We start from the raw sequence: 20,626 nt of genomic DNA, 5'->3' as shown, positions 1-20,626 counted from the left end.
TCCTGGCTTTTACTTAGACTTACTTAGCTGCTACCTGCCCTTTTCTGAGCATCCTCCAAATAACTCCGATATAGCCCTTCGTTTGGCTGTTCCTGCGTTAAATTTTCGTAGTAGCGAGCAACTTTTTGAAAATAGTACGCATGCACATCACTAGTCGGTACAAGCCGGAAGGGTTCCCAGCGGTATGTTTCTACTCGGTACGCCTGACCCTGCTCTTGCGTCCATAAGGCGATTTCGCAAAGGCCATCCTGACCATTCCGCGTCGGCATATCTTCGATTTCCAAATGTGAATAGGTCGTACCAGGCGGAATTACGCGTTGAAAGCCTGTCTGCGTCCATTGAATAATATCCAACTCTGCAACAGGTTCCTCTGCCCGCTCCCAACCGATTAAGACATCCCAGCCTTCTTGGCGAGAAATAGGGGCTGCCGCAAAATCTTTAACCGCAAGGTTCCTTCCTGTCGATGCCGACCCGATCGGAAACCAATTGCCAGAGTACTCTTTTAAAGAAAATAAATATTGATGGTCCAAATATCTATATAGGGCGGTGATTTCCGGAAACCCATCACCATCCACATCGGCGTAAAGAATTGCCGCGGGATCTCCCTCCTGCTTCAGCACGACAATCTCGGCCTCCTCAGGTATGCAGCTGCGGACGACGGAAAGAAAATCAATTGAAGACAAGCTCATGTTATCCCCCTTTTCGCATCTTCTCAACTCAAGTATATGCAGAGGGGAACTTGGCACATGTCTAGCATAATTGATTAGGTTAAGCGCTCCCGCGTTGCTCTTCATGCAATTGGTGTAGGCATTGGATAAAACGCACTGTCTGCGTTTGCGCTCTCATCACTACCGAGTGCGTTTGTGCACGACCGCCCCAACCATATTTGACACCGTTTAAGAAATCGCCTGATGTGACCCCCGTAGCTGCGAAAATAATATCAGAATCGCCAACAAGATCCCGCATACCCAAGACTTTCGATGGATCCGTAATCCCCATGGCTAGACAGCGAAGATGCTCTTCTTCATTCTCGGGAAGCAATCGTCCTTGTAGTTCGCCCCCCATACAACGTAATGCCGCTGCAGCAAGAACACCCTCCGGAGCCCCCCCTGAACCTACATGCAGATCAATCCCCGTTTCTGGGAATGCTACCGCCATCGCACCGGCCACATCGCCATCGCTCAGTAAATATATTTTGACCCCGAGTCTTCGCAAAATCATGATATGCTCGGCATGCCGATTGCGATCGAGGATGGAAACCGTCAACTCTGAAATTTCCTTATGCAGAATGCTTGCTGCTTTCTGAATGGTCAGCTCGAGCGGATCTTCGAGACTCAGTTGGCCAGCCAATCGCGGCCCGACAGCCAGCTTAGCCATATACATATCAGGGGCATGAAGGAGATTGCCTTTCTCCGCGATAGCTACAACTGATAGGGCGTTATTTCGGCCGCTTGCAACGATATCAGTCCCCTCTAAAGGATCAACAGCTACATCAAATTCAGGTCCAACGCCACTTCCGACCTCTTCACCAATGTAAAGCATAGGCGCTTCGTCCATTTCACCTTCACCAATGACGACTGTCCCCCGAAAAGGAACAGCACCAAAATATTCGCGCATGGCAGAAGTAGCTGCTCCATCCGCATCATGTTTATTCCCTTTCCCTGTCCAACTGGATGATGCAATAGCTGCCGCCTCTGTTACCCGTACGATCTCCAACGATAAGTCTCTGTGCATAAGCGATCCACCCTCTCGAAATTGGTTTGATTCGTTGACTGATGCGTTATGATCTTTCCGCCAAAATTAACCCCGCTGTTTCTTCAATTGCTTTCTCACTCACATCAATAATCGAACAACCCAACTCTCGATACAATTTCATGGCAAAAGCTACTTCTTCCTCTATGCGCTCTTTCGTCGCGTATTTAGCCCCGAAAGGGAGACCAACGGCTTTCAGTCGTTCTGTCCGTATCCCGATTAGCTTATCCACACCCATCGTCAGCCCGACAAGCTTCTTCGGGTCAAGCTCAAATAGTAGACTAGGTGGTTTAACCTCTGGAACTAACGGATAGTTCGATACTTTAAATCCTTTGTGCGCCAGGTAGATACTAAGCGGTGTTTTGGAAGTTCGTGAAGGTCCCAACAAGATGATATGTGCCTGTTTCATCATGCTAGGATCCTTGCCATCATCACTATTGACTGTAAATTCTACCGCTTCAACCCGTTGATAATACTGTTCATCCAACTGATAAAGCAGCCCGACTTTCCGCTTCGGTGAATCCTTAAAGGTGTCAATAAAAGCTTGCATCATGGGTCCCATGATATCAATCGCATTCACATTCAATCGGATGGCTTCTTGTCGCATCATTTCTCTAAGTTCAGGCAATACAAGCGTGTATGCGATAAATCCATTCAATCGTGAAGCTTCTTCTACAATTGCTCGAACTTCATCTTCGGTTCGAATGGAACCATATCGCTTGACGGCAACCTGACTTGCGTTAAATTGCCGGATTGTTGCTTGAACAACTGTATTCGCTGTTTCTCCTACCGAATCCGAACATACGAAAATGGTATGCAGCTTCTCTCCCATGTAATTTCCCCCTGATTTACGTACCTAGCGCTACATCGAGCAGCAATTTGGTCATTGTTGTTTTCGTAATTCGGCCTAACACTTCCAGCCCTTCCCTGCCCACTATTGCCTTAACGACGGGTAAGCTGTCCACTTCATGCTGAATCATTTTGCGAGCTGCTTCTAGCACACTATCTTCAGGCTTGACCGTAATAATGTTTGGTTGTCTGGTCATTACCAGCGAAACTGGCATAGCCGTTGCCGTTGCATGTCCTAACGTAACCTTCAGTAGATCCTTTCGTGAAACCACGCCTGCAAGCGCACCCTCCTGATTAACAATCATCAAACTTCCTACATTTTCGAGAAAAAGAGCAACAACAGCATCACTAACTGTTACCGTTTCTCGAAGCACTACTGGAATGCCCATCACGTCTTTCACCCTGACGGATTCAATCAACTTGCTTGGTACATGGGCATCGTGCGCTGCTGTCCCAAGAAAATAGCCTACCTTTGGCTTGGCATCAATATGCCGTAACATCACTAATACCGCTAAGTCCGATCGAATCGTCGGTCGACTAACTCCTAGCAGCTCTGCAATGCGTTCCCCAGCAATCGGCGCATATTTGCCGACGAGATCAATAATTTCTATCTGGCGAGCCGTAAGTTCGATGATGTATCCCTCCTAAAGCCATATACTACCGTTATATAGTATGTTCTATTTATTATATATTGTACATTATATAACATTTATCCGAAATATAAAGATGTTTATTACCTATAAAAGAAATATTTATCACCTAAAAAAAACTACTTATCGCCCCTTCCGCTTGGATGTGGGATAAGTAGTTTTAAGAACATTGCCCGTATGTCGGTTAGGCGTGGGGCGTGATTTCGTTCCCTAACTCGATAAAATCGTGGTAGGGATGGCTTGCTGCTACCTTTTCCCCATCATAACTACAAGAAAAAAACAATGCCCATCACGCCGGCGCCTACAATAACCGCAACAGGATGCAGCTTATATTTGACGATTGCCACAAAAGCACCGCCAGCAATGAGCAGTGTGGCAACTTGTTTCCACGTGACCCCTGCTTCCACAGTACCAAAAGTAGACTGGCCAAAATGCAGCGCGGCATAAATAATAAAACCTGTCACAACAGGCTTGATGCCGTAAAAGGACGATGTAAACCATGGACTAGCGTGCCAACGAAATAGGAAAACAGCCACGAGGATGATGATTACCAAAGATGGCAGGACCATACCTAAGGTTGCTAGGATAGCCCCTGGGATACCTGCTGTCTCATAGCCAATTAATGTGGCACTATTCGTTGCAATGGGGCCGGGGCTTGTGCCAGCTAAAGCAATCACATGATGAAATTCATCCAAAGTCATCCAGTGATGCGCCTCAACTTCAACCTGAATCACAGGCATCATGGCATAGCCGCCTCCGAAGGAAATGAGTCCGATTTGGAGAAAAGTGAGAAATAATTGAAATAGCATGTTACATTGCACCTCATCCCTTAAATCCCATCCGCCATATACCAGTCAGCGGTCTTGTTGTCAGCACTTGTCGATGTCGGTGTCGATGCAGCCGTAGCAGGAATTGCAGTTTGTGAACTAGATCCTTCATTATTACAAAAGGGCTTTATCAAACCCCATTTATTCTTGAGATAAGTTGCGATAAGCCCAACCACCACGCCGAGAGCGATCAACACCAGTGGTGAGACCTGAACGACGAGCATGACAGTTACTGTCCCTGCCGCGATATAAAGGGTTAGCCGATCGAAGATCGATGATTTCGCCATTTTGTACGCTGCAGCCGCAATAAGACCAATAATTGAAGCATGGATTCCTTCCATGAGGGCTTGCATTTTGGGAAAATGCTCCAGCCAAGTATACAGCATGCTTAGCATGAGCACGATCAAGAAGGTCGGAATTGTGATTCCTATGACCGCAGTAATGGCTCCAGCAACTCCTGCGAGTCGATAACCGACCAAAGCCGAAACATTCACACCTACACCACCAGGTGCTGCGCCGGAGATGGCCAGCAGCTCTGACATTTCGGTGTCTGACATCCACTTCTTTCGATAGACAACATCGCGGTGAATGGCAGGCAGCATCGCATAACCACCACCAAAAGTAAGTGGACTAATTCGTAGAAATACCCAGAATATCCGAATCCATTTAGAAAGAAGACTTCCCGTCATATTGATCACCCCCCCTGACTTAATTCCATTTTGAACTAAAGTTAAGGGAAAATCCAATCAATAATCGTGATTCCTTTCCAAACAAATGCTTATATTGGGGGACATTCCCCCAAATACATGCTAAATATAGGCAGAGTATGATTCATTTTGATAAAATGAGGCGCACTTGCTTCTTCATGGCTCGATTCGTCAGATAGACACCTAACACGATGGAGAAGGCGCCCAAGAGATGATAGAGCTGCAAAGATTCCCCTGTAAAGGTGGTTGCGAAGATGGCACTAAACAAGGGGATGAAGTTGAGGAATCCTGCACACCGCTGCGGACCGGCAAGCTCTATGGCTTTATTCCAGCTCAGGAAAGCTACAATGGACGCGAAGATACCTACATATAATAACCCACTGACCAAGGCAGGGCTCCAAGACACAACAGGTGCTTGAATCATCCACTCAATTGAAGAACTAGGTATCAATACCACAAGCGCAACGGCTACTTGAACCAGCAGAAATGGACTTGCTGGAAACCGTCCAGCCGTTTTCTTCATTCCTACCGAGTATAAAGCCCAACATAAGACGGCAATCAACATGAACATATCACCTCGATTGACGGATAAGCGGAGCAGCGCCGACAAATCTCCTTGACTAATAATCCAGCACACACCTAGGATCGATACGCCAATTCCGGGTAATGCCCACCAGGCAAGTCTTTCCTTCATAATAGCCCAAGTAATGAGAACAACGAATATTGGTGTCGCTGAATTCATTAAAGAGGCATTGATTGAACCCGTGTATTGTACTGCGACATAGGTAAGTGAATTAAAGCCAGCTACGCCTGTCAAGGAGAGAAATATCACTATTTTCCAATTCGCAAGCAACTCATGTTTCAACTTCCAAGCAGCCTTGCCATACAGAGGGAGTAAGCACAAGAAAGCAATACCCCAGCGTACTGTCGCGAGCGTTATAGGAGGAATATGTAAAACAAGTGACTTACCCGCCACAAAGTTTCCTCCCCAAATGCATGTTGCTAAGATTAATAAAAAGTATGGGGATCGTTGTAACATAGAAAATTGTATCTCCTTATCATTGTCATTAGGTACGTATTTACGAGAATGCCATTTACAAATTATAAGTTAAACGCAAACAAAAGTCTCCGATTCTCGGAGACTCAGGTGATCAATACATGCGTTAGCTATCATCTTCTAGAAATTGAACTTCACAGTAGCACCCGAGCGGGATCATTTCGCGCAAGAAGCGCTGCAGGATTTCCTTCTCATGCTCCTCCATTCGTTTAAGTACGTCAAAATCAAAATGGATGATGCTATGAATGACATCATAATGTTTAAATCGTAAACGTCCGTAAGGAAATTGCCGATTGATCGCGGCTAGAATGCCATATTGATTTAAATTTGAGCGCAATGCCGTTTGCGTAATTTCCATAGGTACATCTTGTATCAACGGCACGTTATCAGCACGAACAGCGCAATAGGCCTTAACTTGAAAAACGACATACGGGTACAAGTAAGCGTTTGCATACTTTTCTACATTGAGCGCATCCTGCTTCGATAATTGCAGATCCTCATTCCATGCATAAATCGTTGCCTTATATTTATCAGACGTGTGAATTCGGATGTACCTTAAATGGGGAAAGCGAGTTTTCACTAGCTGTTCCGATAATAGCCGTGTTCCCACCAAGATCACCTCCTTCATTCTTGCTTTTCGTATAATTAGTATATGCATGTAAACCAAAACAGCTATCCTTTTTACTGTGAAAAGGCAGTTAACTTAATCTTAATGTTTACTCATTTATATTCGAAAGCTTGGCCTAATATGATGAAGCGCACCAAAAGCCGTCCATTGGAGTCCTATGACCCAAAGAACGGCTTCTTGGCTACTACGTGTTATAAGCCTTTCGCTTTCAGGAATGCTTGCCATTGCTTCGTCGTTTCCGCATCGATCTTGTCTTGACCCGCTGCTTTCAGCTTGTCGATATATTTCTGCAGCTGATCCGCAGGATCTACAGCACCGGTTTCAAGGGCAACTTGGAACTCGTTATCTACAGCAGTCACATTGGCTACCTCAGATTTGATGGTGTCTCTGTTCACATCAAAGCCGTAGGATACTGGCACCATGGCACTTTCGTTTAATTTGATTGTTTTGTCCCATACATCAGGTGTCTGTGCACCTTTCAAGTAAGCATTAAATTGGTTGCCGAATACCCAATCCACATTCGGGGCATAGCCGGAATCTTTGATCGGTTCGATGTATTTGTCATCCTTCTTCGTATAGTGCTTGCCTTCCAACCCGTTTGAAATCAGGTTATATAACACTTTATCTGTGTTGAGCAGGTTAATGAACATGAGGGCGCGATCTGGGTTCTTGGAGGTTTTGCTAATCACCTGCATAGCACTCGCAACTCCTGTGAAGTAGGAATCCGAGATCGGAACATACACAACAGCGTTGCCTCCGTTATTCGCCATTTCGTCCACTTCGCCGCCTGGCTTCGTCGTAAACTCAAGGCTTACCGCTACTTTCCCCTTCTTCTTGAGATCCGTAATGTTTTTCAATAGTGGCGCATCCTCATTGATATAGCCAGCTAATGACCATTTATGCATCGTCGTGAAGAAGTCTTTCTTATTTTGCAGCTGCTGAATTTTCGTGATGGATGTGTAAGTCTTGTCATCCTTCTTATACGCAACCGCAAGCCCATCTGCAGCGACCAAATTCGGGTCTGTATAGAGGCCCCATGAATTCTGAGCCATCCCAAAAGGGATAACATCCTTTTCGTTGTCCTTAATCGATTTCAAGAAAGGCTCGAGATCTTTAAACGTCTTAATTGAAGAAACATCCAATTTATATTTATCTACGAATTGCTTTTGAATGACGAGACTTTTGGTCTTGGCTGCAATTTGATAAACAGGGAAGCCATACACTTTGCCATCCGTCGCTTTCATATCCGGCCAGAATTTATCGGGAATATTCTTCCGAGCCGCTGCAGCATTTTTAATGATCATGGCATCGGTCAGCTCCAAGAGCGCACCTTTGTCAATGTTTGGCTGGTAACTAAGCAGCCAATATTTGGAGCCCCACGCCACATCGAAAGCTTCACCCGAGGCCATGATGGTGTTCATTTTCGGATCATATTCATCAAAGGAAAGCGGCTTAAGATCAACGGTAGCATTGATTTTGCTCTTCACATACTTATTGACTTCCTCATTCACGAGGGCCTGATCTTTACCAGGCGGATTACTTGGATAATAGAATGTTAATTTGACTTCAGGCAATGTGCTTGGTGCAGGTGTAGCGGGCGTCGCGCTTGTCGTTGTTGTTGGGGTTGTTGCTGCCGGTGTTGTCGTTTCACTTACCGTGTCAGTCTTGCATCCAGCTAATACGGACATACTCAGAAGCATAATGGCTGCAGAGCTCAGGTACCTTTTTTTTACTTGGATCAACTTACACACCTCCATATTAAGAACCCCTAGTATCTTCAGAACATCAAACCTTCCTTACAAACGCCCCCTCACCTCCTCTCAGCTTTTAAGTGAACCTACCGTAATCCCTTTCACAAAGTACTTTTGGAAAAAAGGGAACATAACCATCATCGGTCCGCCCGCAACCAAGGCCATCGCCATTCGCACAGATAAGGTAGGGAAGTTCGCAAATTGTAATTTGCTTGCCGCCTCGGCCAAAGGTGAATTCGCCAGGAATTCAATCTGAGACAGAATGCGAACTAGCAGCAATTGAAGCGGCACATATTTGTTATCATCGATAAACAGCAGGGCATTAAACCAATCATTCCAATAGGCAAAAGAAATAAATAATCCGAGTGTTGCCAATGCAGGTGTCGAAAGCGGCATAATAATACGATAGAAAATGCGAAGTTCACTAGAGCCGTCAATCTTGGCGGATTCAATCATTTCCATCGAAATTTTATCGAGAAAACTTTTCATAATAATAATATTGAACGGATTCATGAGCAGTGGAATGATAAGAGCAAGGATGGAGTTTTTCAAATGCAAGTATTGTGTCATTAGGATGTAGAACGGGATCGTGCCCCCATTGAACAACAAGGTGAAAAATATATAAAACGTAAGCGGTCGATGATAGCGAAAGTCGCGTCGTGACATGGGATACGCCGTCAACGTCGTTAATAACAGCGATAACACGGTCCCCATAATCGTAATTCCGATCGTAACCCCATACGATTTGAGCCAAATTTCGGGAGATTTGAATACAATTCGGTAAGCTTCTAAGCTGAGCTCTTTGGGAATAAAACGATATCCGAATTGAATCAAACTGTTCTCCGATGATAAGGACACCGCAATGACGAGGATAAATGGAATGATCATCAACACCGAGATCAGGGTGAAAAATACGTGAATGTACCACAGCGATGCCGGTTTCACTGGTTTCACTGGTTTAGCTAAGGCAAGCTCCATAAAGCTCCTAGTCTCCTCCCATTAGAATAACGCGTTCTCATTATCAATTCGGCGAACCGCTGCATTCGCAGTTACAATGGTAATTAGTCCTACAACCGATTGTAGGAAGCCTACGGCTGCCCCAGAATTAATGTCCCCAAGCTTCGCTAAGGCACGATACACATACGTATCTATGACATCTGTCGTGGCCAGATTAGCCCCAACATTATTGGGCACGAAGTAGTGCAGACCGAAATCCCCACGGAAAATATTGCCTAAGCCCAGAATAAACACGATGATAATCAACGGCTTCATGAGCGGCAGCGTAATTCGGAAAATCATTTGAACACGTGATGCGCCATCTAATTTAGCTGCTTCGTAGTATTCGGTGTTTATGCCAACGATCCCAGCGTAATAGATCAAAGTTGAGAAACCGACACTTTTCCATACAGCGACCACAGGGAGAATGAATAGCCAAGGTGTCGTCTCAAAGTACCATTTGTGCGGAGAAAGCCCGATGTTGATCAGTAAGCTATTAAGGTACCCACTCTTATGCTCCAGGAAGGCGTAGGCAATGTACCCGACTAATACAAGTGAGATGAAATATGGCAGAAATAGGGTAGTTTGATACACCTTCACCATGCGTCCGCTTACCTCATACAACAGAATAGAAAGAATTAGCGCAGCAAGCGTTCCAAGAACGATGTAGGTCATGTTGTATAAAAGCGTATTGCGAATAATGCGCCAGGCGTCCTGCGATTTGAAAATAAATTCGAAATTTTTGAAGCCGACCCATTTGCTTCCCAGGATCCCTTGATCATACCTGAAATACTTGAAGGCTAAGATGAGACCGATCATGGGCAAATACTTAATCACGAGTTCAAATAAAATGCCTGGCATCGCAAGCATCAGCAGCTCTCGATTTTTTCGCAAGTGTTTGAATTCCTGGAATAACCATCTTTTTTTGTTGGGATGCGATTTCGTCATTGTGCTCCTCCTTCCCTATTCGTATCTTGCCACAGGATGAAGCGTTTACATAGCGTACGATGTTCGAAAAGGTGTAGAAAGCATATGTACAATATTCGAATTACTCTCTTTTTCCCTAAAAATGCACAAAACCGCCCTTCTAGGCACCAATTGGTGGAAGAAGTTGGCGGCTGTTATAACACATTTCCCCTGTTATGAAATGGATTTCTTCATGCGATATTCCTTCGGCGTACTGCCGAACTTAGCTTTGAACAATCGGAAAAAGTAACTCGGGTTTGCATAACCACATTTTTCCATAATATCTAGTACCGAATGGTCACCGCTCTCAAGCAGATGCTTGGCATGTTGCAACCGTACTTCGTTGATGTACTCGGTAAGTGTAATCTGATAGCTATCCTTGAATAATTTGCCCAAATAAGGGGACGACAGCTTGACTGTTGCAGCGATGGTTTGCTGACTCAGGTTAATATCCGCATACTTCTGATGGATAAGTTCTTTGACTGTCTCCAAAATCATGTCATTCCGTTCCACATTAGACGGCTTCTGTCCCTCACAAACTTGTGCACATAAGGCTAATAAAGCTAGGTACATTTCTTCTAACGTTTCCTTCTCTTGCGGAATGTGATGAATATAATCTACATGGAAGCTCATCTTCGTTACGCGATTTTCCATGATTTCAACAACGGCATACTTGATTACCCAAGTTAGATTCGTGACAGCGCGGTGAATATCATGATAATGGAAGGTGGCAAAAAGGGAGAACGCTTTCTCCAGCTCGATACCCGCTTCTGTCATGAGACCCTTCTTCAAACTCTCCGAAAGTTTCCGCTCAATCGTTTCTGGAATCGACACTCGCTTATTCGCGTTGTTCTCTTTCACCATGTCACTCGTAATAATGGATTTGTAGCCGAAAATGAGCATATATAAGCTATTCTGCAGTGCTTGTGTATAACCAAATGACAGCTGGGTCAATTGAGAAATGGAATCACTTAACCCACACGACAGACTCAGCTGATAATATTGCTCAATCGTATGCTGAATGTCCGCAAGTATGGGAAGAATCCGTTCTGTCCTCGCCGTGGCAGGTGCGTCAATTAGGGATACGATTAGAATAATATGATCTCCCCATACCTCTACAGCCTCACATGGAAACGCCTTGGACATCATTTCCTGCGCAATATTCGTAATGGCAAAGCTATGTGTTTTCTTCAAAGCAAGGGCCGTATGGCTCGCATACGTTTGAAAATGATCCAAACGCAGCACACAAACAATAATTTCAGCTGGATAGGCAATGTTTAATTGATGTTTGTCAATTAAGCTAATCATATCGTGATGAGAGAACATCTGACCGTCGGTCATAAATTTACGGATGTAATATTTATTGACGATGTGTTCAGAGCTGATTTCCCGCAGCGTATGCGACAATTTCAAATAATTCTCACTCATGGTATGAAGCTCATCACCTTCGCCTTCAGTTCGCCTCATAGACTCTCCCCGGGGTTGTTGGAATCGGATGCGATACAGCATATCTTCAATGGGGTGATATAATTTATAAGACAACCAGACCGATATGGCAATTGCAATCAAGAGGAGAACACCTGAGACAAGTAACGACTTCACTCGCGTCTGAGTGACCTCCGCCATCAATTGGTCATACGACTGCACATACAGAATAGTCCAATTAGGAATAGGATTAGCCATATATGTAATCATACTTTTCTCGCCTTCCACATCCCCGATCACGAATCCCGAAGGTTCACCTGTTACAGACTTATGATTCTTAATATAAGAATGAATGGTTTCCTGCGTGGGTTTGCTTTCGTACGCATCTATGTTGTGAGAAGAATATAAACGACCATCCTGATCTGCCATCAGAATATCACCTTGTGAGCGGCTGCCTGTATCATTCATTTTCTTCAAACTATCGAAAACCCAATCCGACTTGATATAGAGAACAATAGCGGATTCTCCACGTGAGAAAGGCTTCAACGATTCGGTTACGACGAACGCGAAGGCATCAATTTGACCATCCTCGCGATCGAGACTGACAGGAATGAGCCGGGATGTTTCATGTTGGTGGGCAGGATCAAGCAGCCAATCCGAAATTTTCTTCTTGGTCACACCGCCGTCCAATAAGAAATTGGTGGTCGTCCCGTAGATTTCATTTTGAGAATGATTATAGACGACCATGGAATGTAAGAAAGAGGAACTGTCCATGATACTGGACATGCGTTGATAACTGCGAATTAAATCCATTTTGGGCAAGGTTTCATCGAACATGAGAGGAATGAGTAAGTTATCTTTTAAAACAAAGTAAGATAAATGTGTAATGATTTCGTTCATATAAGAGAAATTATATTGCAATTGCGTGAGAATTTTGAGATTGGAGTCCTCTTGAATTCGTTTCATTGATTTTTCCAGCAAATACGTATTGGCAAAGGAGGAAGCTAATAGGACAATAACCATCGATAACATGATGGAGCTTAGTACACGCTGCAAATATTTCTTGGATTTATAGAAGCCAAATCCTTTCATAAGTACCAAGCCCCCTCTCATTATGACGAATTTACTGTGGTCCTATTGATTTATCATCGATATCCACCCAACCTAGCGCATAAGCGGGTGATGTGCTCGCAAGGTGAATCTTCCCATCTGGCGTTAGGAGCAACTGTGGGTCTGCGATAAGCGAATACGCGTCGAATTTCCCACCTAGTAAGGAGCGCCAGGCCTGCCAGTCATAAACATCTCGACCTAACAAGTCTGTTCCTGACGAAGGCAACGGTAGTTTTCCTGCAACCTGGCATATACCCTGATCTCGTTCCGACCAGTAAAGATTATAATCTGCTTCGGCGAACTTATCGTCCCGCCAATTGACGAAGTAGTAGAGATAGCCTGAGTTATATACCATGTTCCCTTTCACTGTGACTTCTCTATTGTCTTCACCTGCCATCTCTTGTGTGCCAATCGCCGCTATGGCATCGGGGTTATCTGCGAGCATATTTCCTTGAATGAGGTTGCCAATGCCTTTGGAGAAAATGAGCATCCATAGCTTCCCTTCGCCTGTGCTGTAGATGCCCGAAAGGATATTCTGAGTAACCGTGAAGTAGTCTGAAGCGTCATCCAAATAAATACCAAAACCGAAGGAAAAATGAATTCCGCTATCATGTAAGCGGTTCCCATGAATGGCATTGCCCTTCCCAACTCCCCACGATTCGATCATACCGCCATCTTGACTATCCATCATGACATTGGAAATATCGTTATTAGCGATATAATTATTCCTCGTGTGCAGGAAATCCCAATGATTCTCCCACGTTACGGGGATGTCGTAAATGGTTGTTGGCATGACCTTGTGACGCAAACCTTTCAAGGAAATGCCATAGCGCGGCATATGCGATATCCGATTATGGGTGATTTCGTTATGGCCACTTTGATATAACAGAATGCCACAACCATGTCCAATCAGCTCACCGCCATAGCGAATGACATTATTCGTTATCTTATGTTCCCTATTTGTGTAGGAGCTCGCTGCGGAAGTAAATGAGCCTTGTAGCGGTGAAAAGCCTGAGGCATAGATCCCCATATATCCGATATGCTCGATGTGATTTCTGTTAATTCGGATGTTCCTCGTCTGCTGATCCAAAAAGATCCCGCTGTTGCCTGAGTTTACGATGTGACATTCTGAGATAGTGATCTCTGCTGCATGCTGTATGTAGATTATTCCTTCACGATGCTCATCCCGTTCGACATTACTTAAACCCTCGTCTTCTTGAATCATTTGATAATCGGGCCAGAAGTCTGTGCAGGAGAAGTGGAGTCCATGAAAGTGAAGATGCTGAATAGGCTCATCTTGATCTTTGCCTTTCAACTCAACTAACCTCGTGACGGTGGGTACGATAATCTCTTGCTGCAAAGGTGAACCTATTCTCGGCTTATAGTAGAGCCAACCATCCTTATCATCCCAATGAAATTGACCTGGCTCTTGTAGAAAATCGAGTGATCCTTGTATAAAATAACGTGAACCTGCGCCAATTTCCCAAATGGAAGGTTGTTGAAATGCCACATATCTAGCTTCAGCATCATGTGATTTCACGGATCGAAGCTCTGAGAACCAGTTCCATTCCCCTTTTCCTGGCCAAATGTATACCTGAGCTTGCGTAAGGTCACTTCCTTCCGGCAGATTCCCCACTCGATAATAAATGCCTTCGCGACAAGCAGTTTCTGTCTCCCCATCTACTTGATAGTAACCCCTTGCTGGCAAGCGTGCTTTAGCGATGCGTTCGCCATCCGCATATAGCGTATGGAAGTTGTTTCCAGAAACCATCCGTGCCCGCCACATGTCGGAACGATACGGTTCCCAGTTCGTAACTGGTCTGCCACCTACGATATTCACTATTTCTCCAGGTACATTGCAATAACTTACCCGATAGCCGTTTCTGCCTGAATCGCGCTCATCTAGCTGCCAGGTTTCTTCTAAGTAATACGTCCCGCCAAACACAAAGACGATGACATCGTGGTTCATCCCTTTGTGGATGAGTTCCCGAACTGTCATCTGAGCTTTGGTTATCGTTAAGAATGGCGCCTCGCGGCTTCCACTACCATCATCGTTTCCCGTTGTCGCTACATACAAATGGGTTGCGATTGTCATGTGCATACTCCTTTGTACATCATAATAAATAGACTTATGACTGGGAGCTTGTCGGTATACGCGAATTCTACTTGTTCTTCCTCTAGTTTATTCGTTGAGTGGAGTTATAGCTCCTTCTTTCGTCCAGCCAAAAATGTACGCATGACTTGCTCTGCCCGCTGCGCTAGAAGCTCAGGTGTGCGATTCATCGCCTCTTGAAGTGTCATCGGACCGTTCACGATGCTATGTATGCTCGTCATGCCATATTCATACAGCTTCTCGATGCCCTGCCCGACGGAACCAGAGATAACGATAACGGGTACGCCATGCTTTGAAGCAGCTTGCGCAATCCCCATCGGCGCTTTGCCAGAGGCTGTCTGATCGTCCGTCTGCCCTTCGCCGGTGATAACGAGATCGGCCTCCTGTAGATGTTCATTTAACTTGGTCATCTCAATCACAACATCGATGCCTCGCTTCATGCTTGCAGGGAAAAAGGCTTGAAACGCACCACCAAGCCCACCTGCTGCGCCAGCGCCAGGCAGGTGATGCACAGCAACTCCAGTATGCGCTGCCATCACATCTGCGAAATTGACCAGCGCTGCATCGAGGGCTTCAACCATCTCGGGTGTCGCACCTTTCTGCGGACCGAAGACATGGGATGCCCCTTGCGGACCAACGAAAGGATTCGTGACATCGGATGCAATGATAAACTGCGATTCGCGGATGACTCGCTCATCCCACTGCGTAGCATCCAGTTGCGCCAGGTGAGTCAACGCTTGGCCTCCAGCTCCAATGTCACGCCCTTCGGCATCTAGGAGCCGTAATCCTAACGCTTGGAGCATGCCGCTGCCACCATCGTTCGTTACGCTGCCACCCAGCGCCAGTATGAAAGAACGATAGCCATGATCGAGCGCATGGCGAATCAACTGACCCGTTCCATAGGTCGTCGCCAGCATCGGATTTCGTTGCTCTTCTGGAATGAGCACAAGTCCGGAAGCTGACGCCATTTCAATTACACACGTGACCCCGTCACCTAGGACACCATACGAGGCCGTTACCTCATCTTGCAGCGGGCCTTGCACGGGGACAAAGACCTTACTCCCTTGCGTTGCCTGTACAAGGCTATCTACTGTCCCCTCCCCTCCGTCTGCCATAGGGATAAGGACGGTTTCAGCTTCTGGCATTGCCCGCAGAATCCCGCCTTTTATCGCGATAGCCACTTCTTCTGAACTTAAGCTTCCTTTAAACGAGTCAGGTGCAATCACGATTTTCATAAGTTAACCTCCAGATCGAACAGCTGAGCTTATTTATCTATTAACTTATACAACGCTTGGGTGCCACTATCCTCTTCGCCCATCGCAGCTAATTGTTCGTAGAGAGATTTGGCCAGTGTTAATCCCGGGAGATCGATGTTCATTTCCTCAGCTGATTGTAAAGCAATCCCCATATCCTTAATAAAATGTTTCACATAGAAACCTGGCGCAAAATTGTCGGCAATCATCCGTGGCCCCAAATTACTTAACGACCAGCTGCCCGCGGCACCTGTCTCAATGCTTTGCAGCACCGTTGTCGGATTAAGTCCCGCTTTCTTCGCGTACACCAGTGCTTCAACAACCCCCATCATGTTGCTTGCGATGGCAATTTGATTGCACATCTTCGTGTGTTGCCCAGCTCCTGCTTCACCTTGATGAACGATATTCGTTCCGATCACCTGGAAAATAGGCAACATCTGCTCGAACACATCCCGAGCTCCTCCGACCATAATGGACAATCGTGCTTCTCTTGCCCCAATATCTCCGCCAGAAACTGGTGCATCCAAGGCGTATAACTGACGCGTCAGTGCTTCATCATAGATGCGTTTGGCCAGAGAGGGACTTGATGTCGTCAAGTCAATGAGGAAGCTGCCAGGCTCTGCCATGGCAAGGATGCCATTTTGCCCAAAGTAAATATCTTCAACGTCCGTTGGAAATCCGACCATGGTCATAATAACCTGACATTTCTGTGCTAAAGCGCCTGGCGTGTCCTCCCAATGCGCCCCTTTGTCCACTAACTCCTGCGCCTTAACTTTCGTACGTGTATATACATGAACCTCATATCCCGCGCCAATCAAATGTCCTGCCATGCTTTTACCCATCACGCCTGTGCCAATGAGTCCTATGATTGGTTGTGCTGTATGTGCTGTCATCTTAATGTCCACCTTTCAGGTTACCTGAATGTCGTATTTGATCTCCATTTAAACTTATCACCCTCTCCTCTTCGGGTCAAACGTGGTTCGCTAGCCTTGGTGTATTAGCAACGTTTCGCTTATGCAATGAGAGCACCTCGATCCTACGAAATGAATTTGAGGTGCGAGGGACATTAGTGAATGAGAAAAATCGTCAGGTATGTTCTTCCTGACGGTACTGAATTTTGGTGAGATAGTCGATTTTATCGACTATCTCAGTCCTACAGGCGCTCATTTCTCTCGAGTTAGTCGATATTTTCGACTATCTCAGTCCCACAAGCCTCAATCCCAAAAAACCTGGGATCTGCTTCGCTTACAACAATCCCCTAACAAATAAATTCTTATATTCACAAAAAGCCGTTCCACAGGGACAACCCCCTGGAACGGCTTAATTCAACGATTACATACCTTGGAAAGTGAACGCATACGAATAGGTTCTGTTCGCGTATAACGTAAACTCTGGATGTGTTCTAGCTCCCCAGCTATCGTCTCCGCCAACACCCATTTGCTTGTAATTCACACGAACTACCACTTTATCACTCGCAGGTAACTTGTACGGATGATCATGTGCTTCTAGTTCAGATGGTGAATATGGCAAGGCATTGAGCTCAACGGTTGGTAAACCTGCGATGCGTAGTCCGCGCCCTGCCGCATTCGTTATAGTTGCCCAGCGAACATCGGTCTTATTGCCGCATTCCTGCGGACGCAAGTATGGAACGAATTGCTCTTCGACAGTTCCATTATGAAGCGCAAGTTTTGCACCGACCTTACGATCCCAGTGATTCTCATGAGGCCCGCGGCCATACCACGTTAAGTTCTCAAAAGCAGCGTCTAGTTCGAACATGACGCCGACTTCAGGAATTTCAGGCAATTTGTCGCCCGGTGTTAATGTCATGCCCACTTCAACTTCCCCATTTGAAAACACGTTATAAACAAGCTGAATTTCAGAAACTGGCTTCGTCCCCAATTCATAACGTACCCGAACTTCCGCGCGTCCTGCATCTAGTGATTTTGCATGCAAAGTAAGGAGTTTACGCCCGCTGCCCGCTTCTTGCCAAGGTGCACAACGAATGTGGTGCTGGTTCCCACGGTCGTTATCGGTATACGCACGCCAGAAGTTAGGCACTGGCCCACTTTGGAATAACTCGACTCCGTCAAACAAATAAGAAGTAATGTCACCCGTTCCAGTATCAAAACTAAGCGCAAATCGCTCTCCTTGCAAGCTGATGCGATCGGTTGACTGCGTGACTTGAACAGCTGTCTCTGTAGTAAGCGCAGCTGCGGATTCTTTTTCCGCTTCCCCATTGCGTGCAAGGATCGCTGCATTCACTGCTGGAAGAATAAATTGCTCCCAGGCAATTTCATGTCCTTTCGCTCCCCATAAAGTAGCATCTTTCAAGACCAAACTCAGCGTTAACACGAATTCATCGTTCGGGAAAAGACTTTCAACAGCTTCAAGTGCTAGATCAATCGTCGTCGTTTCACCTGGTGCAACCGCAAAAGTTCCTGTGAACTGTTGACTTTCCACAACACCATTGCGTGCAATCGTCCACGTCCAGTCGTATTCATTTAAGTTGGTGAACAAGAATTGATTGGTCACCTTGATTTGCCCTTTTGCCACATCAACAGCTTCGAACTTCACATTCTGGTAGCACTTCTTCACTTCATGCAGCTTCGGTGAAACGGAGCGATCCGCGAAAATCAAACCATTGCCACAGAAGTTGCCATCATTTGGTGTATCACCAAAATCGCCGCCATACGCGTGATACGCGATACCATCAGGTGTTGTGGTGCGGATAGATTGATCGATCCAATCCCAAATGAATCCACCTTGTAAGACAGGGTATTGATCAAACAACTCCCAATATTTGAATAAGTTGCCGCAGGAGTTACCCATTGCATGACTATACTCGCAGAGGATAAACGGCTTTTTCGGATTATTTTTGGCGTATTCTTCGATCTTTTCAATCTTGGAATACATTTGACTTTCCATATCGGACGCTCTTTCCGACTCACGCCACCAGAACACGCCTTCATAGTGAACTACGCGAGAAGGATCGGCTTCACGAAGAAAATCATGCATTTTGAAGAAATTATCTCCACCAAAGGACTCATTACCCAACGACCAGATGACAATCGACGGATGATTTTTGTCTCGCTGCATCATGGAGTTAGCACGGTCAAGTACGGCTCCCGTCCACTCCGGTCGACTTCCTGGCACCGTTTCGCCTAATTCGAATTGCGGATAGGACCAGGAACCGTGGGTCTCCAAATTCGTTTCATCGATAACATATAAACCATATTGATCACAAAGCTCATACCATAGTGGATTATTCGGATAATGCGATGTCCGCACAGCATTGATATTATATTGTTTCATTAGCAAAATATCAGCAAGCATACTTTCCGCATCGACGGAACGTCCGCGATCACGGTCAAATTCATGCCGGTTTACACCTTTGAAGACAATGACTTCGCCATTCATTTTCATCAAACCGTCTTCAATCTCAAACTTGCGGAAGCCTACTTTACAACTTTCCGTCTCAAGAAGCTCACCTTCTTCATTAACTAAACGAAGAACGAGCGTGTACAGGTAAGGACTTTCAGCACTCCATTTGGCTGGTCGTGTTATATGAGCGGACAATTCCACGGCTTGGCTTGAGGTGTCGTTCGTTTGAATACCTACACGAAGCGGCGCTTCCCATAGAGCTTGCTGCTCACCGTCGTATAACATCGCTTCCACATGATGCAGACCTTGACTCTTCCCGTCATAATTGGTGATCGTCGCTTGAATGTTCAGTTCAGCATCCTCGCAAGCCGCATCCAAATTCGTATTTACTTTGAAATCAGCGATATGTGCCGTAGGTGTCGTATACAGATATACATCCCGGAAAATCCCGCTCAAACGCCAGAAATCCTGATCTTCTAACCAACTCGCATCACTCCAACGATACACTTCTACCGCGAGCTTGTTCTCACCATCAATCAAATATGGCGTAATATCAAAATCCGCAGGTGTAAACGAATCTTGGCTAAAGCCAACCAAATCACCATTCACCCATACATAGAATGCCGACTCCACACCTTGAAAGCTCAGATAGACAGGCTGCCCGTTCCAACCTTCAGGGATTGAGAAATTCCGTACATAAGACCCAACAGGGTTATACTTCACTGGGGCAAATGGCGGCTTAATATCCTCGTGCCCTACCCATGGATAAATAATATTCGTGTACTGTGGAAAATCAAAACCTTGCATCTGCCAATGCGACGGCACGGCCATATCCGCCCAGTTGCTAGTGTCGTAATCAGTTCTGTAGAAATCCTGAGGACGACCTTGTGCATTTTCTGCCCAATGAAATTTCCAAGTGCCATTTAAGTTTTGATAAAATTGCGAAGCTTCACGTATGCCAGCCAGTGCTTCCGCTTCCGTGTGATAGGGCATCAATGTCGCATGCGCTTCCAATCGATTTAATTGGTAAATCTCGGGATTATTGTTCCACTCGGGGTAACCGTTTGCAGGAGCTGAGTATACAAATTTATTCGCCATGGATGATTGTCCTCACTTTGCATGATTAGTTGATCATTTAGTTTATGCCCTTATTGTACAAGA

General features: G+C 45.6%; 16 protein-coding genes. All 16 read right to left on the bottom strand.

Annotated features, from left to right (window positions below; genetic code table 11):
* Positions 1-23 precede the first annotated feature (23 nt).
* The 16 genes from AC58PV_RS07695 to lacZ all read right to left on the bottom strand — a co-directional run bounded on the left by AC58PV_RS07695 (position 24) and on the right by lacZ (position 20,563).
* A complete protein-coding gene (locus AC58PV_RS07695) occupies positions 24-689 on the bottom strand; it encodes a hypothetical protein (protein ID WP_497431680.1) in 666 nt (221 codons plus the stop codon).
* Positions 690-768: 79 nt separating this feature from the next.
* Positions 769-1,734 (bottom strand): class II fructose-bisphosphatase, encoded by a 966-nt coding sequence (gene glpX / locus AC58PV_RS07690; RefSeq protein WP_497431679.1) that lies wholly within the window; start codon positions 1,732-1,734, stop codon positions 769-771.
* 46 nt (positions 1,735-1,780) lie between these two features.
* Positions 1,781-2,584 carry a pyruvate, water dikinase regulatory protein gene (locus AC58PV_RS07685; RefSeq protein WP_497431678.1) on the bottom strand — a complete coding sequence of 268 codons (804 nt, stop codon included), beginning with the start codon at positions 2,582-2,584 and terminating at the stop codon, positions 1,781-1,783.
* A 16-nt stretch (positions 2,585-2,600) separates the two neighbouring features.
* On the bottom strand, positions 2,601-3,206 hold the full coding sequence (locus tag AC58PV_RS07680) for a helix-turn-helix transcriptional regulator (RefSeq protein ID WP_497431818.1): 606 nt from the start codon (positions 3,204-3,206) through the stop codon (positions 2,601-2,603).
* A gap of 311 nt (positions 3,207-3,517) precedes the next feature.
* Complete coding sequence (locus AC58PV_RS07675) at positions 3,518-4,060, bottom strand: chromate transporter (protein ID WP_497431677.1); 543 nt, start codon at positions 4,058-4,060, stop codon at positions 3,518-3,520.
* 20 nt (positions 4,061-4,080) lie between these two features.
* Positions 4,081-4,767 (bottom strand): chromate transporter, encoded by a 687-nt coding sequence (locus AC58PV_RS07670; protein ID WP_497431676.1) that lies wholly within the window; start codon positions 4,765-4,767, stop codon positions 4,081-4,083.
* Positions 4,768-4,909: 142 nt separating this feature from the next.
* Entirely contained in the window at positions 4,910-5,824 is a 915-nt protein-coding gene (locus AC58PV_RS07665) for a DMT family transporter (protein WP_497431675.1), read from the bottom strand.
* A 124-nt stretch (positions 5,825-5,948) separates the two neighbouring features.
* Positions 5,949-6,452, bottom strand: a complete 504-nt coding sequence (locus AC58PV_RS07660) for a hypothetical protein (protein WP_497431674.1) — start codon at positions 6,450-6,452, stop codon at positions 5,949-5,951.
* A gap of 209 nt (positions 6,453-6,661) precedes the next feature.
* Positions 6,662-8,212: an ABC transporter substrate-binding protein gene (locus AC58PV_RS07655; RefSeq protein WP_497431673.1), complete on the bottom strand. Its 1,551-nt coding sequence runs from the start codon at positions 8,210-8,212 to the stop codon at positions 6,662-6,664.
* Between the two features lie 78 nt (positions 8,213-8,290).
* Positions 8,291-9,199, bottom strand: a complete 909-nt coding sequence (locus AC58PV_RS07650) for a carbohydrate ABC transporter permease (RefSeq protein WP_497431672.1) — start codon at positions 9,197-9,199, stop codon at positions 8,291-8,293.
* 21 nt (positions 9,200-9,220) lie between these two features.
* A complete protein-coding gene (locus tag AC58PV_RS07645) occupies positions 9,221-10,165 on the bottom strand; it encodes an ABC transporter permease subunit (RefSeq protein ID WP_497431671.1) in 945 nt (314 codons plus the stop codon).
* Positions 10,166-10,357: 192 nt separating this feature from the next.
* A complete protein-coding gene (locus tag AC58PV_RS07640; protein ID WP_497431670.1) occupies positions 10,358-12,700 on the bottom strand; it encodes a helix-turn-helix domain-containing protein in 2,343 nt (780 codons plus the stop codon).
* Positions 12,701-12,731: 31 nt separating this feature from the next.
* Positions 12,732-14,813 carry a right-handed parallel beta-helix repeat-containing protein gene (locus AC58PV_RS07635; protein ID WP_497431669.1) on the bottom strand — a complete coding sequence of 694 codons (2,082 nt, stop codon included), beginning with the start codon at positions 14,811-14,813 and terminating at the stop codon, positions 12,732-12,734.
* Between the two features lie 104 nt (positions 14,814-14,917).
* On the bottom strand, positions 14,918-16,066 hold the full coding sequence (locus AC58PV_RS07630; protein ID WP_497431668.1) for a glycerate kinase: 1,149 nt from the start codon (positions 16,064-16,066) through the stop codon (positions 14,918-14,920).
* A gap of 29 nt (positions 16,067-16,095) precedes the next feature.
* A complete protein-coding gene (locus AC58PV_RS07625) occupies positions 16,096-16,977 on the bottom strand; it encodes an NAD(P)-dependent oxidoreductase (protein ID WP_497431667.1) in 882 nt (293 codons plus the stop codon).
* A gap of 439 nt (positions 16,978-17,416) precedes the next feature.
* A complete protein-coding gene (gene lacZ / locus AC58PV_RS07620; RefSeq protein ID WP_497431666.1) occupies positions 17,417-20,563 on the bottom strand; it encodes a beta-galactosidase, LacZ type in 3,147 nt (1,048 codons plus the stop codon).
* Positions 20,564-20,626: the final 63 nt, after the last annotated feature.

Source organism: Paenibacillus sp. J22FR83, from assembly GCF_059691955.1.
Note: the sequence above shows the minus strand (reverse complement) of the source record. Positions and strands in the feature narration are given on the sequence as shown.

Excerpts from the sequence above, each read along its gene's own strand:
- AC58PV_RS07695 (WP_497431680.1), bottom strand. The coding sequence starts at position 689 with ATGAGCTTGTCTTCAATTGATTTTCTTTCCGTCGTCCGCAGCTGCATA.
- glpX (WP_497431679.1), bottom strand. The coding sequence starts at position 1,734 with ATGCACAGAGACTTATCGTTGGAGATCGTACGGGTAACAGAGGCGGCA.
- AC58PV_RS07685 (WP_497431678.1), bottom strand. The coding sequence starts at position 2,584 with ATGGGAGAGAAGCTGCATACCATTTTCGTATGTTCGGATTCGGTAGGA.
- AC58PV_RS07675 (WP_497431677.1), bottom strand. The coding sequence starts at position 4,060 with ATGCTATTTCAATTATTTCTCACTTTTCTCCAAATCGGACTCATTTCC.
- AC58PV_RS07670 (WP_497431676.1), bottom strand. The coding sequence starts at position 4,767 with ATGACGGGAAGTCTTCTTTCTAAATGGATTCGGATATTCTGGGTATTT.
- AC58PV_RS07665 (WP_497431675.1), bottom strand. The coding sequence starts at position 5,824 with ATGTTACAACGATCCCCATACTTTTTATTAATCTTAGCAACATGCATT.
- AC58PV_RS07650 (WP_497431672.1), bottom strand. The coding sequence starts at position 9,199 with ATGGAGCTTGCCTTAGCTAAACCAGTGAAACCAGTGAAACCGGCATCG.
- AC58PV_RS07645 (WP_497431671.1), bottom strand. The coding sequence starts at position 10,165 with ATGACGAAATCGCATCCCAACAAAAAAAGATGGTTATTCCAGGAATTC.
- AC58PV_RS07640 (WP_497431670.1), bottom strand. The coding sequence starts at position 12,700 with ATGAAAGGATTTGGCTTCTATAAATCCAAGAAATATTTGCAGCGTGTA.
- AC58PV_RS07635 (WP_497431669.1), bottom strand. The coding sequence starts at position 14,813 with ATGACAATCGCAACCCATTTGTATGTAGCGACAACGGGAAACGATGAT.
- AC58PV_RS07630 (WP_497431668.1), bottom strand. The coding sequence starts at position 16,066 with ATGAAAATCGTGATTGCACCTGACTCGTTTAAAGGAAGCTTAAGTTCA.
- AC58PV_RS07625 (WP_497431667.1), bottom strand. The coding sequence starts at position 16,977 with ATGACAGCACATACAGCACAACCAATCATAGGACTCATTGGCACAGGC.
- lacZ (WP_497431666.1), bottom strand. The coding sequence starts at position 20,563 with ATGGCGAATAAATTTGTATACTCAGCTCCTGCAAACGGTTACCCCGAG.